This window comes from Arthrobacter sp. GMC3, assembly GCF_002929305.1.
In the GTDB taxonomy this organism is placed as follows: Bacteria; Actinomycetota; Actinomycetes; order Actinomycetales; family Micrococcaceae; genus Specibacter.
The window spans coordinates 123,172-140,510 of record NZ_PJIO01000009.1; the positions used below are offsets into that span (position 1 = coordinate 123,172).

Annotated in this window: 18 protein-coding genes; 5 read left to right on the forward strand and 13 right to left on the reverse strand. The window is 62.3% G+C overall.

The annotated features are described in order from the left end of the window. Positions 1-23: 23 nt before the first annotated feature. From CXQ94_RS15185 to CXQ94_RS15210, 6 genes are all read right to left on the reverse strand, one after another. Positions 24-503, reverse strand: coding sequence for a MaoC family dehydratase (locus tag CXQ94_RS15185; RefSeq protein ID WP_104091418.1), 480 nt, complete (start codon positions 501-503; stop codon positions 24-26). Continuing rightward, positions 500-1,153 (reverse strand): CoA transferase subunit B, encoded by a 654-nt coding sequence (locus CXQ94_RS15190; RefSeq protein ID WP_104091419.1) that lies wholly within the window; start codon positions 1,151-1,153, stop codon positions 500-502. The genes CXQ94_RS15185 and CXQ94_RS15190 overlap by 4 nt, the downstream gene beginning before the upstream one ends. A 2-nt stretch (positions 1,154-1,155) precedes the next feature. Next, positions 1,156-1,947, reverse strand: coding sequence for a CoA transferase subunit A (locus CXQ94_RS15195; RefSeq protein WP_104091420.1), 792 nt, complete (start codon positions 1,945-1,947; stop codon positions 1,156-1,158). A 193-nt stretch (positions 1,948-2,140) separates the two neighbouring features. Beyond that, positions 2,141-3,304 (reverse strand): acyl-CoA dehydrogenase family protein, encoded by a 1,164-nt coding sequence (locus CXQ94_RS15200; protein ID WP_104091421.1) that lies wholly within the window; start codon positions 3,302-3,304, stop codon positions 2,141-2,143. Position 3,305: 1 nt separating this feature from the next. After that, complete coding sequence (locus CXQ94_RS15205; RefSeq protein WP_104091422.1) at positions 3,306-5,366, reverse strand: biotin carboxylase N-terminal domain-containing protein; 2,061 nt, start codon at positions 5,364-5,366, stop codon at positions 3,306-3,308. 7 nt (positions 5,367-5,373) lie between these two features. Further along, complete coding sequence (locus CXQ94_RS15210; RefSeq protein ID WP_104091423.1) at positions 5,374-6,981, reverse strand: carboxyl transferase domain-containing protein; 1,608 nt, start codon at positions 6,979-6,981, stop codon at positions 5,374-5,376. Between the two features lie 102 nt (positions 6,982-7,083). On the opposite strand from CXQ94_RS15210, the gene CXQ94_RS15215 reads away from it, so the two are divergent. Together CXQ94_RS15215 and CXQ94_RS15220 are read left to right on the forward strand one after the other, a co-directional pair. Next, positions 7,084-7,686, forward strand: coding sequence for a TetR/AcrR family transcriptional regulator (locus CXQ94_RS15215; protein WP_104091424.1), 603 nt, complete (start codon positions 7,084-7,086; stop codon positions 7,684-7,686). A 91-nt stretch (positions 7,687-7,777) separates the two neighbouring features. Further along, positions 7,778-8,386 (forward strand): TetR-like C-terminal domain-containing protein, encoded by a 609-nt coding sequence (locus CXQ94_RS15220; protein WP_181034245.1) that lies wholly within the window; start codon positions 7,778-7,780, stop codon positions 8,384-8,386. A 161-nt stretch (positions 8,387-8,547) separates the two neighbouring features. Here the strand turns inward: CXQ94_RS15220 and CXQ94_RS15225 are convergent, their stop codons facing one another. The 4 genes from CXQ94_RS15225 to pdhA form a co-directional block, all read right to left on the reverse strand. Then, positions 8,548-8,916 (reverse strand): SPW repeat protein, encoded by a 369-nt coding sequence (locus CXQ94_RS15225; protein ID WP_104091426.1) that lies wholly within the window; start codon positions 8,914-8,916, stop codon positions 8,548-8,550. A 106-nt stretch (positions 8,917-9,022) separates the two neighbouring features. Then, positions 9,023-10,330, reverse strand: coding sequence for a dihydrolipoamide acetyltransferase family protein (locus CXQ94_RS15230; RefSeq protein ID WP_104091427.1), 1,308 nt, complete (start codon positions 10,328-10,330; stop codon positions 9,023-9,025). A 2-nt stretch (positions 10,331-10,332) separates the two neighbouring features. Further along, positions 10,333-11,343: an alpha-ketoacid dehydrogenase subunit beta gene (locus CXQ94_RS15235; protein WP_104091428.1), complete on the reverse strand. Its 1,011-nt coding sequence runs from the start codon at positions 11,341-11,343 to the stop codon at positions 10,333-10,335. After that, positions 11,340-12,425, reverse strand: a complete 1,086-nt coding sequence (gene pdhA, locus CXQ94_RS15240; protein WP_258067121.1) for a pyruvate dehydrogenase (acetyl-transferring) E1 component subunit alpha — start codon at positions 12,423-12,425, stop codon at positions 11,340-11,342. Before pdhA ends, CXQ94_RS15235 begins: the two co-directional genes overlap by 4 nt. A 293-nt stretch (positions 12,426-12,718) precedes the next feature. Between pdhA and CXQ94_RS15245 the strand changes: the two genes are divergently transcribed. The 3 genes from CXQ94_RS15245 (at position 12,719) to CXQ94_RS15255 (ending at position 14,456) form a co-directional block, all read left to right on the forward strand. Continuing rightward, positions 12,719-13,189 (forward strand): Lrp/AsnC family transcriptional regulator, encoded by a 471-nt coding sequence (locus CXQ94_RS15245; protein WP_104091430.1) that lies wholly within the window; start codon positions 12,719-12,721, stop codon positions 13,187-13,189. A 152-nt stretch (positions 13,190-13,341) separates the two neighbouring features. Further along, positions 13,342-13,746, forward strand: a complete 405-nt coding sequence (locus tag CXQ94_RS15250) for a DUF4383 domain-containing protein (RefSeq protein WP_104091431.1) — start codon at positions 13,342-13,344, stop codon at positions 13,744-13,746. Between the two features lie 2 nt (positions 13,747-13,748). Continuing rightward, a complete protein-coding gene (locus tag CXQ94_RS15255; RefSeq protein WP_104091432.1) occupies positions 13,749-14,456 on the forward strand; it encodes a hypothetical protein in 708 nt (235 codons plus the stop codon). Between the two features lie 35 nt (positions 14,457-14,491). Here the strand turns inward: CXQ94_RS15255 and CXQ94_RS15260 are convergent, their stop codons facing one another. The 3 genes from CXQ94_RS15260 to frr all read right to left on the reverse strand — a co-directional run bounded on the left by CXQ94_RS15260 (position 14,492) and on the right by frr (position 17,304). Further along, positions 14,492-15,085 carry a DivIVA domain-containing protein gene (locus CXQ94_RS15260; protein WP_258067122.1) on the reverse strand — a complete coding sequence of 198 codons (594 nt, stop codon included), beginning with the start codon at positions 15,083-15,085 and terminating at the stop codon, positions 14,492-14,494. A 69-nt stretch (positions 15,086-15,154) separates the two neighbouring features. Beyond that, positions 15,155-16,747 (reverse strand): phosphatidate cytidylyltransferase, encoded by a 1,593-nt coding sequence (locus CXQ94_RS23255; protein ID WP_306418910.1) that lies wholly within the window; start codon positions 16,745-16,747, stop codon positions 15,155-15,157. Further along, positions 16,747-17,304, reverse strand: coding sequence for a ribosome recycling factor (gene frr / locus CXQ94_RS15270; protein ID WP_104091434.1), 558 nt, complete (start codon positions 17,302-17,304; stop codon positions 16,747-16,749). Before frr ends, CXQ94_RS23255 begins: the two co-directional genes overlap by 1 nt. Positions 17,305-17,339 lie beyond the last annotated feature (35 nt).

Below are 17,339 nucleotides of genomic sequence, written 5' to 3' on the forward strand. Positions count from 1 at the left end.
GAAACTGTGATGGTGTGCTCCCTCTAAGTAGTCGGCTTGAGCCAGAACAGGGCGGTGCGGCTGGCCGTTCCCACTACGACGCCGGATTGGTTCCGTCCCGTGTGAACCATGGTCACAATACCCTGGCCCGGCCGCGACGATGAGAGCCGCTTTTCGGTGATCACGGTCTCCGTGTACAGGGTATCGCCGTGAAATAGCGGATGGGGGAAGGAAATATCGCTCATCCCCAACTGCGCCACAATGGTGCCCTGCGTCAGCTGCCCCACGGACTGGCCCACCATGGTGGCCAGTGTGAACATGGAGTTCATGAGCCGCTGCCCAAAAGGCTGCGTGGCGCTCCAGGCGGCGTCTAGGTGCAGCGCCTGGGTGTTCATGGTCATGGTGGTGAACAGGACGTTGTCCGTCTCCGTCATGGTCCGCCCCGGCTTGTGTTGATAGACGACGCCGGTCTGCAGCTCCTCGAAATACAAGCCTCTCTGGGCTATCACCTCGGGCTCACTCATACCGTGTCCACATCGTGCATCTCCAGGTTCAGCGGCGCACCGGTGGCGGCCACAATTTCTTCAACCGTAACTCCGGGCGCAAGTTCCTTTAGAACCAGCCCGTCAGGGGTTACTTCTATGACGGCCAGGTCGGTGACGATCAAATCCACGCAGCCCTTGCCTGTCAGCGGCAGGGTGCAGTTTTCCAGGATTTTCGGATTGCCGTCCTTGTCGGTGTGATCCATCATGACGATGAGCTTCTTGGCTCCAAAGACCAAGTCCATGGCGCCTCCCATGCCCTTGACCATCTTGCCGGGGATCATCCAGTTGGCGAGGTCGCCGTTTTGGGCCACCTGCATGGCACCGAGCACAGCCACATCTACGTGGCCTCCCCTGACCATGCCAAAGGAGAGCGACGAGTCAAAGAATGCCGCACCCTTGTTGACGGTGACGGTTTCCTTGCCTGCGTTGATCAGGTCCGGGTCCACATCTGCGGCCACCGGATACGGCCCGGTGCCCAGGATCCCGTTCTCGGAATGGAGCACCACTTCCACCCCGGCCGGGATGAAGTTGGGGATCAGTGTGGGCATGCCAATACCAAGGTTCACGTACTGGCCGTTGTGCAGCTCGCGAGCCACTCTGGCGGCTAGTTCATTGCGTGTCAGCGGCATGGTTATGCCTCCTTTGATTCGGTCTCAACCACCGGGTCGGATACTGTCCGCTTTTCAATGCGTTTCTCACTACCGGGGGAACCAGCAGGGATGTGGACCACGCGTTGGACAAAGATGCCAGGCACGTGGACGTGCTCGGGATCAAGTTCACCAGGTTCAACGAGTTCTTCCACTTCGGCAATGGTGATCTTCCCGGCCATGGCGCACAGAGGGTTGAAGTTCATGGCGGTGGCATGGAAAACCAAGTTGCCGTGCCGGTCGCCCTTCCAGGCGTGCACCAGGGCAAAGTCGGGGGTTAGTGATTCCTCGAGCACAAACTCGGCGTCACCAAAGCGGCGCACCTCCTTGGGCGGCGAGGCGATCGCCACCGTTCCGTCGGCGTCGTACTTGCGTGGCAGGCCCCCCTCACTGACCTGGGTGCCGACGCCGGCACTGGTGTAGAAGGCGGGGATTCCCGCACCACCGGCACGCAGCTTCTCGGCGAGGGTTCCCTGGGGTGTCAGTTCCACTTCTAGTTCACCAGCGAGGAACTGGCGGGCGAACTCCTTGTTCTCCCCCACATAGGAGGAAACGGTGCGCCGGATCCGGCCATCGCGCAGCAAGATACCCAAGCCCCAGTCGTCGACACCACAATTATTGGAGACGGTTTCCAGTTCGGAGGTGCCGGCGTCGTGCACGGCCTGGATCAAGGCGACGGGGATCCCGCACAGCCCAAACCCGCCCACGGCCAAGGATGCGCCATGGTGGATGTCATGGACGGCTGCGGCAGCTGATGCAACCACTTTGTTAATCATCGCTAAAACCTTTCACTGTGTCTTCTTCTCGTCACGCTGAACCAAAGGCGGCGGAGCCGGTGTTTCCGTAGGCGGCGTAAAGGAGACCCCAAAGGCCGCCCGCGGCCGACGGGTCGGATAGCCGCCGAGGGAATGCCGGTCCGCCGCCGATGGCCGGGAAGCCGCCGAGAAAATACCGGCCTGTCGTCACAGGCTACAGGCCAAGTTCGCGGGCTATGAGCATGAGCTGAACTTCGGTGGTGCCCTCTCCTACTTCCAGAATCTTGGAATCGCGGTAGTGGCGGGCAACCGGAAATTCGTTGATGAACCCGTAACCGCCAAATACTTGGGTGGCGTCGCGGGCGTTGTCCATGGCCGCCTCGCTTGCCACCATTTTGGCTATAGCCGCCTCGGTCTTGAACGGCTTGCCTGCCAGCATACGTGCGGCGGCGTCGTAGTAGGCCAGGCGTGCGGTGTGGGCGCGTGTTTGCATGCGGGCGATCTTGAAAGAGATGCCTTGGTAGTGCCCGATTGAGTGGCCAAAGGCGTGCCGTTCCTTGGCGTACCGTACGGCCTCATCCACGCAGCCCTGCGCCGTCCCGGTGGCGAGCGCCGCAATAGCGATGCGTCCTTCGTCCAGAATGGAGAGGAAGTTGGCGTAGCCGCGCCCGCGCACGCCGATCAGGTTCTCTTCCGGCACGTGCGTGTCCACAAGGGTGAGCGGGTGAGTGTCAGAAGCGTTCCAGCCCACCTTGTTGTACGCCTTCTCCACGGTGAACCCGGGGGTGCCATTGGGCACCAGGATGGTGGAGATTTCCTTCTTGATGGAACCGTTGGCACGCTCGGTGGTGCCCGTCACCGCCGTCATGGTCACAAACTTGGTGATGTCGGTGCCGGAGTTGGTGATGAACTGTTTGTGCCCGTCAAGAATCCACTCTCCACCCTCAAGGCGCGCCTTGGTGGTGGTGCCCCCGGCGTCGGATCCGGCGTCGGGCTCCGTCAGGCCGAAGCCTGCGAGCGCCTCACCGGCGGCCAGGGAAGGCAGCCACTGCTGCTTTTGTGCCTCGGTGCCAAAACGGTACACCGGCATGGCCCCAAGCGAGACACCCGCTTCCAGAGTGATGGCTACGGACTGGTCCACCCTGCCGAGCTGTTCCAGGGCCAAGGCCAGGGCAAAGTAGTCCCCGCCCATGCCACCGTATTCCTCGGGGAAGGGCAGTCCGAAGAGTCCCAGCTCCCCCATTTGGGCGACTATCTCGTAGGGGAAGCTGTGTTCCTCGTCGTGCTTGGCGGAAACTGGTGCCACCACGTTGTCGGCGAAGTCGCGGACTGTATCGCTCAAGTCCTGGTAGTCGTCGCTGAGTTCAAAATTTGGCACGTCATTCCCCTTCAGGGTTGGTTGGTTTTGCTTCATCCGGCACAATTGTTGCGACAATCTGGTCTGCCTTGACCAGTGCACCGATGCTGACGGCGATGTGCACCGTGCCGGCCATGGCTGCGGTGATCTGATGTTCCATCTTCATGGCCTCCACCGCCAGCAGCACCGTGCCTTCTTCGACCCAGTCCCCTGTTTTGGCGTTGACCACGGTGACGGTGCCGGGCATGGGGCTGCGCAGCTGCGGGTCGGCTGCGGCAGATTCGCGTTCCAGCCCGGCCAACATGCGCGCCGTGGCGGCGTCGCGGTCCAGCCGCTGGAGCGCCACACTCCACCCGCCACTACCCAGGAACACGGTGTCCCCTGCCAGGGCGAAGGCGTAGCCTTCCACCGACGCGGGCACCTCCTGCGTTCCGTTCAGTCCACTGACATGGACGACGTCGGGACCATCCGTGCCGTTGTTGTCCTCCGTGCCGCTGACTGTCACCACGCCGGTGCGGTCAGGCGCCGCCCAGCTGCTGCGCCACGGTGTCGGGTCGCCGAGCCGCCACCCGTCGGTGCGGTGCCACGGGCTATCAGACGGTGCTTCCTGGCGGCGCACCGCGGCCGCACCGGCCCGCGCAACAAAGGCCGCGGCTGCGTAGTCGGCGGCGTCCACGTGGCGGAAGTTCATCTCCGGCAGCTTGCGCTCGATCAAGTTGGTGTCGAGGCGACCGGCCTGCACGTCGGGATCGGCCAGGAGCAGGCGGAGGTATTCCACGTTCGTGGGCACGCCGAGAACCACGTAATCGGCGAGCGCAGCGTCCAGCCTGGCCAGCGACTCGGCGCGGTCTTTCCCCCAGGCTATGACCTTGGCCAGCATGGGGTCGTAGTTGGAGCTGATCTCAAGACCCCAGACCAACGAGCTGTCCACCCGGACGCCGGGGCGCAGCGCAACCGATTCATCCAGGGCGGCCAGGGTTCCGGTGGCGGGCAGGAAGCCCTCGGCCGGTTGCTCCGCATAAACGCGCGCCTCGATGGCGTGGCCCTCCAGGGTGACATCCGCCTGCGTGAAGTCAATCTTCTCCCCGGCGGCGATGCGAAGCTGCCATTCCACCAGATCCAGGGCTTCGCCGCGCACCCGCGCCACCATCTCGGTGACGGGGTGTTCCACCTGCAGGCGAGTGTTCATCTCCATGAAGAAGAACTCTTCGGGATTCTCATCCGAGACCAGGAATTCCACGGTCCCGGCACCGGTGTAGTTGACGCTGGCGGCAGCCGCGCAGGCGGCGGCTCCGATGCGGGCCCGGGTGGCGCCGTCGTCTCTCAGGCCAGACAACAGTGGTGAGGGCGCTTCCTCGATGACCTTTTGGTGTCTGCGTTGAAGCGAGCATTCGCGCTCCCCCAGGTGAATGACGTGGCCAAAGTTGTCGCCAAGGATTTGCACTTCGATGTGGCGTGGGGTGGAGACCAGGCGTTCGAGGAAGAGCGTGTCGTCGCCAAAGGAGCTGGCTGCCACCCGCCGTGCTGTGGCCAGAGTGGCTGGCAGTTCTTCCGGGGTCCACACGGCGTGCATGCCCTTGCCTCCGCCGCCAGCGGACGGCTTGATCAGCAGGGGAAAGCCGATGTCGGCCGAGGCGGCAATAAGGTCCGCGTCGGTGAGTCCGGGCGCTGAAATGCCCGGCACTACCGGCACACCCGCCTCGGTGACGTGGTTCTTGGACCGAATCTTGTCACCCATGACGTTCAGGGCCTCAATATTGGGGCCGATGAAGGTGATGTCTGCCTCCGCCAGGGCCTGGGCAAAAGCCAGGTTTTCGGAGAGGAAGCCGTAGCCGGGGTGGACGGCTTGGGCCCCCGATTCCTGGCAGGCGGCCACTATGGCTGGGATGGAAAGGTAGCTTTCGCTGGCGGCGGCCGGACCAATGCACACGGCCGTATCGGCCTCACGCACGTGGCGGGCTCCGACGTCGGCCTCGGAATAGACGGCAACGGAGCGGATCCCCAAGGCTCGCAGGGTGCGGATGACGCGGCAGGCGATCTCGCCGCGGTTGGCCACCAGGACGGTGTCAAAAAGAGGTGTCATGAGCGGATCACATTCTAAAGAGGCCGAAGGAGGTTTCCGGCAGCGGGGTCCGGGCGCAGACGTCCAGGGCCAGGCCCAGCACGGTGCGGGTGTCGGCCGGGTCAATGACACCGTCGTCCCAGAGGCGGGCGGTGGAGTAGTACGGGCTGCCTTGATCCTCATATTGGGCCTTGATGGGGGCTTTGAACGCCTCCTCGGCGTCCGCGGACCAGTCCTCGCCGCGGCCCTCAATTTGGTCACGTTTGACGGTGGCGAGCACCGAGGATGCCTGGTTGCCGCCCATGACGGAGATGCGCGCGGCCGGCCACATCCACAGGAACCGTGGCGAGTACGCCCGCCCGCACATGGAGTAGTTGCCGGCCCCAAAGGAACCGCCCACAATAACCGTCAGCTTGGGCACGCGGGCGGTGGCGACAGCGGTGACCATCTTTGCCCCATGCTTGGCGATGCCGCCGTGCTCGTAGTCCTTGCCCACCATGAAGCCGTTGAGGTTTTGCAAGAAAATCAGCGGAATTCCGCGTTGGTCGCACAGTTCAATGAAGTGCGCGCCTTTGAGCGCCGATTCGCTAAACAGAACCCCGTTGTTGGCCACAATGCCCACGGGGTGGCCGTGCAGGGTGGCGAAGCCCGTCACCAAGGTGGTGCCGTAGTTCTTCTTGAATTCGTGGAACTTACTTCCGTCTACCAGCCGGGCGATGATCTCGCGAATGTCGTAGGCGGTGTTCAGATCCGTGGGAACCGCGCCATACAACTCGCCAGGCTCCGCCTCAGGTTCAACGCTTTTGGACACGTCCCAGGCAGGTGCCGGGTTCAGCGGCAGGGTGGCCACAATGTCACGCACTATGGAGAGTGCGTGTTCATCGTTCTCCGCCAGATGATCCACCACCCCGGAAATCCTTGAATGCACGTCGCCGCCACCGAGTTCCTCGGCGGTGACGATCTCGCCGATGGCGGCCTTGACCAGCGGCGGTCCGCCCAAGAAGATGGTGCCTTGGTTGCGGACGATCACGGTCTCATCGCTCATGGCGGGCACATACGCACCACCGGCCGTGCACGAGCCCATGACGGAGGCGATCTGCGGGATCTTCCGGGCAGACATTTGGGCTTGGTTGAAAAAGATCCGGCCAAAGTGCTCCTTGTCGGGGAACACCTCATCCTGTTTGGGCAAGAACGCCCCGCCAGAGTCCACCAGGTAGATGCACGGCAGCTTGTTCTCAAGAGCGATCTCCTGCGCACGCAGATGCTTCTTGACCGTCATCGGGTAATAGGTGCCACCCTTGACCGTGGCGTCGTTGGAGAGAACCATGACGTGGCGCCCGTGCACCAGACCAATGCCGGCGATCACCCCGGCACCGGGGGACGCGCCGTCGTACATCCCATTCGCGGCCAACGGTGCAATCTCCAGGAACGGGCTGCCGTCATCGAGCAGGTGGTCGATGCGATCGCGCGGCAGAAGCTTTCCGCGAGCAATGTGGCGCTCACGGGATTTTTCCGGTCCGCCCAGCGCCGTAACACGCAGGTGCTCGCGCAGCTCGGCCACCAGCGTGCGTTGCCCGGTATCGTTGCGCGCAAAGGCCTCGCCACCTGGCTCAATCCGGGATTGCAAAGTCTCCATCGACTATTTGTCCGATCTTCAGCAGTAGATGCTAAGTTAGTAACCACTAACTGAGTTTCAGGTTAGTAGATGAATTCAGTGATGTCCAGCACAAGGAAAAAGATGAGCGAGCCAGCCAGTAACGCACGCACCCAGGCCAAGGCCAACCGTCGCGCCATCCTCCTGACCTCCGCCGCGACCCTTTTCGCCCAGCGCGGCTTCAACGGCGTGTCCATTGAGGACTTGGGGGCCGCGGCGGGTGTCAGTGGCCCCGCTGTCTACCGTCATTTCAGCAGCAAGCAGGCACTCCTGGGCGCCCTCCTTGTGGGTGTGAGCGAGGACCTTTTGCTTGGCGGACGTGAAGTCCTGGAGCGGAACCTCGACGCCGGCACCGCTTTGCGTGAACTTGTCAGCTTCCATGTCGATTTCGCCCTGGGAAAACCCGACGTGATCCGGGTCCAGGACAGAGACCTTGACGCGCTCAGCCCGGCGGACCTCCGCCAGGTCCGGTTGCTGCAACGAGGCTATGTTGAACTATGGGTGGAGGTTTTGGGCACGTTGTTTCCCGCCCGTGACGCCGTGTTGCGACGGCTACAAGCCCACGCGATTTTCGGCTTGATCAATTCCACCCCGCACAGCGTCCATCTGCAGGGTGGCCGCTTCGGTGCCGTGGCGGCCCGGCCTACGTTGGAAGCCATGGCGTGGGCGGGACTCACGGGCGTCTGAGACCCACCGCAGGCCCCAATAGCCCGTGGCGATGTCCACCCCATGGAACATCACCGCACGTTGCCAGAACGTAATGCTATTGTTACCCACGATGTCCACTCCAAAACCTGCTCAAATCAATGCTCCGCGACGTGGCCGCCCACTCGATTCAGCCCTCGCCGAGCGTGTCCTAAGAGCAACCCTGAACCAACTCAGCTCCGTCGGATACCCCCGGCTAGAAATTGAAACGGTCGCCGCAGACGCGGGCTGTTCTAAAACAACCATCTACCGCCGATGGGGAACCAAACCGCAGTTGGTGGCAACTGCGATTGCCTCGGAGTACCCCGGCCCTAGCGAGATCGACAACGGAAATGTGTTGGCGGATCTGTTGGAACATATGAGCATGGGACCCTCATTGCTTAAGTTCGGGAGCATGTCACCTGTCGCGTGGACGGCCATGCTGGAGCCGGAGGTGTCAGCTTACTTGCGGTCGGAGGTTCTAAACCGCCGCGATGAGGCGGCCGAGGTGCTGATCCAACGCGCGGTTGACCGCGGAGAGTTACCACCGGACGTCGACGGCCTTACGATCGTGCACACCGTGCTCGGGCTGGGCCTGTACTCACGATACTTGGTGGGCTCTCCGACAAACCCGGAGACCCTGCGACAGGTGTTGTCGGCACTGCTTGCCAACCCTCCTCGGAAACTCGCAACTGCCGCCTAGCGGTTCCTAACCCGCCGCGGTCCTGCACAGGCAGTGGCCCGCAGGCCACGGGCATTGAATCGCCAAATTTCAACGATTCCTTTTTCGTGACCTGCGGGCCAATTCTGGCGGGTGGGAACGAGGTGATCCAATCCCTTGCGCCTGATAGCTATCGCGACAAATTAGTGCGCCGGCAGTCCCTTATCGTGGCCAACTGTGTGCTCGCGCATGCTCGGCTGGATAGCCAAAACACCTGCGATCAGAGCCACACCGCCTGCGATCCATGAAGTCCATGCTGCCCCTGTATGGCCTGAGTATCCTGCCAGCCAGGGGGAAATAAACAGCAAAGCCCCAAGGACCATCAGTACCCATTCACCTACGGGGGTCCCCGGGCTCATGAGATTCCAGACACCGGCGGCCATCAACAAGACGCCACAACCAATCATCATGACCATTGAACTGCCTTGTTGGGTTGTCCACATGGTTGACAACGCGGCGTACAGACCAGCTGCCACGGCAACGAAATCTTGCCAGCGATTCCACCTCTTCATTGATACCAACCTCCTATTCGAGTTGGCTCCCAGAGTGGGGGTCAACTCCAATATACGTCCGCCGCGCGGGCGTTACTAGAGCCCAACGTTGCACTACGGCGGCAGTTCAGCCCAGGGCGAGGGCCATAGCCGGATCCTTCATGATGGCGCCAATATCGGCCAGGAACCGAGAGCCTTGTTCGCCGTCAACCAGGCGGTGATCGAAGGACAAACTCAGTGTCATGACCTGCCGCAGCGCAATGCCGCCCTGGTATTCCCAAGGTGTATTGCGCACCGCACCCAAGGCAAGAATCCCGGCCTCTCCCGGGTTCAGAATGGGTGTGCCGGCGTCAATGCCAAAGACCCCGATGTTCGTGATGGAGAACGTGCCACCACTTAGGTCCGCCGGTGGAGTCTTTCCGTTTCTGGCTGTGCTGGCCAGTTCTCCCAGTGCTACAGCCAGTCCGTGCAGACCCAGCGTTTGCGCATCCTTGATGTTGGGCACTATCAGCCCGCGTGGTGTGGCGGCGGCAATCCCCAAATTCACGTAGTTCATGGTGACGATCTCTTGGTTGGCCTCGTCCCAGCGCGAATTCAGCGACGGCTGCCGGGCCATCCCAATACAGACCGCCTTCGCCGCGAGTGTCAGGGGTGTCAGCTTGACGTCGGCAAAGCTCCGGCTCGCCCGCAGCCGGGCCAGGAAATCCATGCCCTCGGTAACATCGACGGTAAGAAATTCTGTGACGTGGGGGGCCGTAAATGCGCTCTTCACCATGGCCGCGGCCGTAAATTTACGCACACCCTTGATGGGGGTGCGTACCTCCCGCTCCGCGTTGCGCCCCGAGGGTTGGTACGACGCCGGAGCCGTGACCCCAACCGCTGGGGTTGTGTCACCACCAAAGGCAACCACATCCTGCCGGGTGATCAGGCCCCTCTCCCCCGTGCCCAGTATTGTGGCAAGGTCAAGTCCCATGTCCCGCGCAAGTTTCCGAACCGGCGGTGTGGAGCGGGGCCGATCTGCCTGCACCTGGGTGCTTGGGGCCGCCGGAACCGTGACCGAAACTGGCGCCTGAAAAGCGCGCGCGCGTCTGGAGGGACGCTTCGAGGACTCCGGATCGGCCCCGTAGCCAACGAGTGTGGGCACCCGCTTCGGCGCCGTATCACTTGCAGGTTCAGGGCTAACGGCCGGCGCCTCCCCGGCAACGTCGAAGGAGATAATCACCTGGCCCACTTCCACCACGGTGCCCGGCTCATGATTAATTCCAGTCACGACGCCCGCGTAAGGTGATGGCAGTTCAACAACGGCCTTGGCTGTTTCCACCTCACCAATGACCTGGTTGAGTTTCACCGTATCGCCAACAGCCACCTGCCAGCTAACGATCTCGGACTCGGTAAGACCTTCGCCGAGGTCGGGGAGCTTGAAATCCACAATCATGGTCATCCTTCCAGCCCGCTGAGGGAGTTGGGGCGGCCCAAGGCGCGGTCCACGCCGTCGAGCATACGGTCAAGGTCGGGCAGGTGATGCTTTTCCAGCTTGGAGGGCGGGTAGGGGATGTCGAACCCGGTGACACGCACAGGCGCGGCCTCTAAGTAGTTGAAGCAGCGTTCGGTGATGGCGGCGACGATCTCCGCCCCGAGCCCCAGCGTTTCGGAAGCCTCGTGGGTGACCACCAGGCGCCCCGTGCGGCGCACCGATTCCTCCAGCGGGCCGTAGTCAACGGGAGAGAGCGAACGGAGGTCGATGACTTCGATGGAAATACCCTCATCGGCTGCCGCCTTGGCCGCGTCGAGAGCCGTGGTCACCAGCGGCCCGTAGGTCACCAGCGTCACATCGGTGCCGGCGGCGACAATACGTGCAGCACCCATGGACGGCGCCCGAGAAAGGTCCACCTCCAGGTCAACTTCGCCCTTGGCATGGTAGCGGCGCTTGGGCTCAAAGAACAGGACAGGATCGTCGCTGGCGATGGCCTGACGCAGCATGGTGTAGGCATCTTGTGGGTTGGAAACGCTGATCACTCGCAGCCCGGAGGTGTGCACAAAGTAGGCTTCCGGTGATTCGGAGTGGTGTTCGGGCGAGCCGATGCCGCCGCCGAAGGGGACACGGATGGTCAACGGCATGCGCACCTGGCCGTGGGTTCTCATGTGCAGCTTGGCCACCTGTGAGACGATCTGGTCGAACCCCGGGTAGATGAAACCGTCGAACTGGATTTCGCAGACGGGCCGGAAGCCTCGATAGGCGAGCCCGACGGCGGTGCCAATGATGGCGGATTCGGCCAGTGGGGTGTCGATGACCCGGTGTGAGCCGAAGTCCTTCATCAGTCCGTCGGTGACGCGGAAGACGCCACCAAGTGTGCCGATGTCTTCGCCGAGCAGCACCACCTTGGGATCGTCTTCCATGGCTTTGCGCAGACCGGCATTAATGGCTTGGGTCAGTGTCAAGGTGGTCATGACCGGGTTCCTTCCACAAGGGTGTTCGCTGCCGTTGCACCGGAAAAGCTGGCCAAATAGCGTTCGTAGTGATCGCGCTGGCGGTCCAGGATGGCGTGGGGGGACGTGTAGACGTTGTCAAAGATACTCATGGGCGCCGGGTCGGGTGTTCCGATGCAGCCCGCCCGCAGCTCGGCGGCCACAGCATCGGCCTTCGCCTCAATGGCTGCCTCTTGGTCGGCGTCGAGCTTTCCGCGGCTTTGCAGGAAAATGCGCAGCCTGGCGATGGGGTCCTTGGCGCCCCACTCCTCCAATTCCGTCAGCCCCCGGTAACGGGTGGGGTCATCGGCCGTAGTGTGGGGGCCCATCCGGTAGGTCACCGCCTCGATGAAGCTGGGGCCGCCGCCGCTGCGTGCCCGGGTGGCCGCCCAACGAGTGGCTGCGAGCACGGCCAGAACGTCGTTGCCATCAACCCGCAGGCTGGGGATCCCATACCCGGGGGCCCGCCCGGCTATGGGAACGTGTGCTTGCAGGCCCACCGGTTCGGAGATGGCCCAGTGGTTGTTTTGGCAGAAGAAGACCACGGGGGCCTGGAAACTGGCTGCGAACACCATGGACTCATGGACGTCGCCCTGGCTTGTGGCGCCGTCGCCCAGGTAGGCGATGGCCAGGGATTCTTTGCCGTCCATGGTTAGTCCCATGGCGTAGCCGGTGGCGTGCAGCGTCTGTGCGCCAATGATGATCTGTGGCGTGGCCATGTTGAACTCATGGGGGTCCCAGCCTGTGTTGGCGCTTCCCCGCCACGTGCTCATGATCCCCGCGAGATCGGCTCCGCGGCAGTAGGCGACGCCGTTTTCGCGGTAGGTGGGGAAGATGAAGTCATCGTCGGCCAGGGCGCGTACGGACCCGATCTGGGAGGCTTCCTGCCCCAACATGGGGGGCCATAGGGCGAGCTGACCCTGGCGCTGGAGCGCTGTGGCCTCGAAGTCTATGCGCCGAATGACCACCATGTCGCTCAACAGCCCCAGTAGTTGCTCGTCGTCCACGTCTGCCACGAACGGCGCCAGTAGTTCATCTACGACGCCGGCCCCATCGGCGGCAATGAGTTGGTGAAGCCCTAGTTGTGGTGAAGTCCCGGGATCTGCTGTTGCGTCCAACACGGTGGTTCGCCTCCTTAGCGTTATGCCACAGGCGCTAAGCCCTGGCAGTCAGTCGGGGCGTCTTGTGGACGCTGACCCGCAATCCCCGCGCAAAGGCAGTGCCCGCGCGGCAGGGTGGCGTCGTTGCGACCCTTAGCTGTGACCATACTCACAGCGGACAACCAGCGCAATATCCATCTGAAAAATTGAGCAGGATGCACTAACTCCATTGAAGTGACCGTGCTAGTCTGCGCATTATGCCTACATTTGATGACACTGACGCACGGATCCTTCTAGCCATGGTCGAGGACCCCCGACAAACCGTAGTGGCCATGGCGGCGAAGCTCGGCCTCTCCCGCAACACTGTCCAAGCGCGCATGGTTTCCCTGGAAAAGCGGGACGCCTTTTTGGCCTTTGACCACAGGATCAGCCCGGCACCCATGGGCTATCCCCTGACCGCGTTCATATCCGTCCACGTACAGCAGCAAAAACTTGGCGCCCTGGCATCCTCGCTGGCATCCATCCCGGAAGTGGTGGAGGCCCACGGTCTCAGTGGCCGGGCAGACATCCTGGTACGGGTAGTCTCCAAGGGCGCGGAGGACCTTTTCCGCATCAACGGCAAGATCCTGGCCTGCGACGGCGTGGAACGCACGGAGACGTCGTTGGCCATGAATGAGCTGGTTCCCTTCCGCATGACCCCTCTGCTAGGCCGCGCCACGAGACGGTAGCCAGCACAGCGAGCTCTGCCCGCCAAAGAAATTGACTCCTGTTGCAATCCAAACTCCCGATGCCTCCGAATGACTGCTATGGGCTCCGTTTAGGGCCCTGTCAATCAAAGGCGGACAGGCATCTTCGCCTTCGAGGAAAAGGATTGAACGCCATGCGTACATCACCGAACAAGTTACTCGCCACTGTTTTTGGGGCTGTCTACCTTTTGGTGGGAGTCTTGGGATTCTTCGTCACCAGCGGGATCGGCTTCTTCGCCACGGAAGGCCGGAACTTGATCATCTTTGAGGTCAACCCGCTTCACAACGTCATCCACCTCGCCATCGGCGCGGCACTGCTGATCGCAGGTCTGACCTCGGTCACGGCCGCCAAGACGGTCAACTCCACCGTGGGCTCTGTCTACCTTCTGGTTGGCATTGTGGGCCTTTTCCTCCCGGGTTCGGCATTGAACATCATCGCGCTCAACGGCGCCGATAACGTTCTCCACTTGGCCAGCGCCTTGGTGCTGCTGGCCGTGGGTCTGTCGCAGGACCGGAGCGCCACCGCCAGAATCGCCTAACCATGGCAACCGTCCAACCCGTGGGCCCGGGGTTCCATGCTAGCCATGGAACCCTCCGGGCCGCGCGCCCAGCCCCGTCATTCCCTGCCCCCACAGCGCACCCACTGACCACGCTCTACGTCAGCCTTGCTGCACTCGGGGTGGCAGCACTAAGCGGCGCTGGCGCATCAAGTCTTATCGCCGGACTGGCGGGGGGCACGGCGCCAGCGCCATGGTTGCAGTGGATCTCCATCATCGCTACCTCCGCGTGGTCGGTGGCAGCACTTTTGTACGCGTTTGCCGCACTCCGCACCACTAAGTTGCTGTGGGCGGCAGTAGCGCAAAAGACCGTAGCCGTCGCTGCGGCCCTGCACCTTGGCGCACTATTGCTGGGGATGTGGCGGCTGCCGGAGACCACCCGGTCATTTGACCTCACATTGGCCGGCCTGTTGCTGCTGGAACTGTCGGTGCTCGCCGTCGCGGGCTGGCAACGCACCAGCGATGCTCGAGCACGATCAAACGCTCGAACCCACCATGCACCATCGGCGCTAGCGCTTGTAGCAACCCTGTTCGCGGCATCTATTTTGGTCGCGGCAGTCGCCACGGTAGGCATGGCTTCTTCGGCCGCAGGATCACTGGCAGTGCCGCACTCAGGGCATGGCGAATCTCAGCACAATCCCCAGCTGCCTTCAAATGTGCAGCAGCTCAAGAACTCTGAACATCACCACTGAATGGGCTGTTCGCTGGCAACTAGGTGCTAGGAATGCTACTTGCCAGCTGGGGTGTCGATGGCTGCCATAAGCTCCACCACGCGGTCCAAGAACGCATCCACCTGGCTCTCCTCATATCCGCCACCACCCTTGGCTGGTGCAAAAATGGCCCGGCGCACAATGTCAACGCTGAGCTCACCGTTATCTTCAATGTAGGTGAGGAGTTCGCGGCAGAGCAGGTCGACGTCGGCGGTGCTGTAGCCCTGGGTGTTCTTCCGCAGGGGGTGGCGGAACCGTTCGCCGTCGGGCCGGTGGAGCCTTGCACGCAACACCGTTGCGGTCTTGCCGATCTTGATCATCCACGCCTTTTCACCCTCGGCGTTGATGAGCAGTTCCTTCTCGCGGAGTACGAACTCGTCTTCAATCCTGTCCATGGCAGCATCCACTGCCTGGGCGTTGTAGCCACCGCGGGCTGGGTCAAAGGATGCTGTGCGGACGTCAAAGCTGGTGATGGCCTTACCGCTGGAGTCCGGGTTCAGGAAATAGGCGCGGGCGCGGTCAAGGAATACGTCCACCTGCTTGACGTTGTAGCCGATGTCCTTGGAGCCCACCAGTTTGAACTTGGAGTTAGTTCGAGTCTTTTGTTCCACAGTCACAGTCATTCCTCGGGAGTTACTTACTTGGGCGGGTGCCGGCCGGGCACGCAGTCACGGTGTGCATCAAATCTGACCTAAAACGCTAAAGGTGGCGTAGGCGACGGGCGCTGCAAACAAGATCGAATCCAACCTGTCCATAACGCCCCCATGTCCGGGCAACAAGTTGCTCATGTCCTTCACACCCAGTTCACGCTTGATCATCGACTCGGCGAAGTCGCCACCGGTTCCGGCAAAGACCATGCCAATGGCCAGGGCAAACCCAACCCACCAGTGCTCGTCAAGCAGGAACACGGTGGCGGGAATGGCCACCAGCGTTGCGCCGCCGAGTGAGCCGGCAAAGCCTTCCCAGGACTTCTTCGGGCTGATTTTGGGAGCCATGGGGTGCTTGCCAAACAGCACGCCCACCAAGTAGCCGAAGGTGTCGTTGGCAACCACCAGCAAAAGCATGATGACCACCTGAACAACACCCGGATTGATGTGCGCAAAGTCAAGGGTGAGCCCCAGCGTGGGCGACCGTTCACCGCGCAGCATCAAAAAGACGAAGCTCAGAAGGAAAGGAATCCACATCAAGGAAAATATGCCGGCAAGGATGCTCTTGAGTGCGCCTGGTTCCGGGTCCAGTGACCTCCACAATAAGGTGGCTCCGGCGCTGGCAACGAGGGCAAAGAGAAGGCCTTCGGAACCGGCAAAATAGGCCGACGCCGGCATGGCCAGTGAGCCGATCATGACAGGCGTCAGGGGCGCTTTGATGCCCTTGGTGCCGATGGCGCGGGTTACCTCCCACACCCCCACAACAACAAATGCTGTGGCGACCACAACGAACGCGAGCGGGAAGAACAGCAGGCTGCCGATCACCAAGGAAAGCAAGATGACACCCACAGCGATTGCCGCCGGAAGATCACGGCCGGCTTTGGGTGTGCGTGGCGGCTTTTTGTTCCCGAGCTCATCCGGCAGAGCGCCTACAGGGCCTGCCGGAAGCGGCACCGCAGGAATTCCGGTGACCGCAACGGCCGACACGGGAGCCCGCAGGGACGATTCATCAATCGACTCGCCGCTGGGGTCAACCGCAGTTTCAGGGTCAGCGTCGGCCGTCGGCTTAGTGGGCCTGTCCTGCTCGGCGTCCACGTCTGCGTCAGAAGCTTTGTCCGGCACCGCCTCAACCTCGGGTTCCGGGTCAGCAGCTGTATCGGCGCCGGATTCCGGCTCCGGATCAGCTTCAGGTTCCGACTCAGCTTCGGGTTCCGGGTCAGCAGCCTTGTCCGGCTCCTTCTCTGCGTCCGGTTCTACGACGGCGTCGCTTGATTCCTCGGCAGCCTGGTCCGCAGTTTCCGCGGCGCCGGCGTCCTGGGGGGCGTCGACGTCGTCCTTCACCACATCGGAGGCCAGAGCCTGCGGGCTGGACGTATCAGCGTCGGACGCCTCACCCTCCAAGGGCTCGGATTCCGCCGTCGAGGCATCAGGCTGCCGCACGGGCTGCGCCTGCAAGGGCTTTCCTGGCACCACAATGGGAATCATGCCCGTTAGTTCGGCAATGCGACGGGCTTTCCGCGAAGGGAACTGGTACTCGGCATCCGCTGGAGAGGCGGGCGCCGCTGAGTTGGACGCGGGCGGCTCCTTTTCAGGGGAGCTGTCCGGCGCAGGCTGGGGGTCTTTCATTAGACCTCGAGGAGCTCGACTTCCTTGCGCTTGAGCAACTCGTCGATGTTATCGGTGTGCGACTTGGTCAGTGCGTCAAGTTCCTTCTCGGCACGGGAGCCCTCGTCTTCACCGGCGTCGCCGTCCTTGACCAGCTTATCCAGCTGCTCCTTTGCCTTGCGGCGGACGTTGCGAACGGAAATCTTGGCGTCCTCACCCTTGGTGCGCACCAGTTTGACGTATTCCTTGCGGCGTTCCTGGGTGAGTTCGGGCATCATGATACGGATGACCGTGCCGTCGTTGGACGGGTTGGCGCCAACCTCGGAGGAGCTCAAAGCCCGCTCGATCTCATGCAGGGCAGACTTGTCGAAAGGTGTGATCAACAAGGTGCGCGCTTCCGGCACGGCAAAGGATGCCAGCTGCTGCAGCGGCGTGGGTGCACCGTAGTAGTCCACCATGACCTTGGAGAACATGGCGGGGTTGGCGCGGCCGGTGCGGACGGCGGCGAAGTCCTCTTTCGCGACCTCGATGGCCTTGTCCATCTTTTCCTCGGCCTCGAGCAAAGTATCTTCGATCACGTCTATCTCCCTCAACTGTATTGATTACATGACTC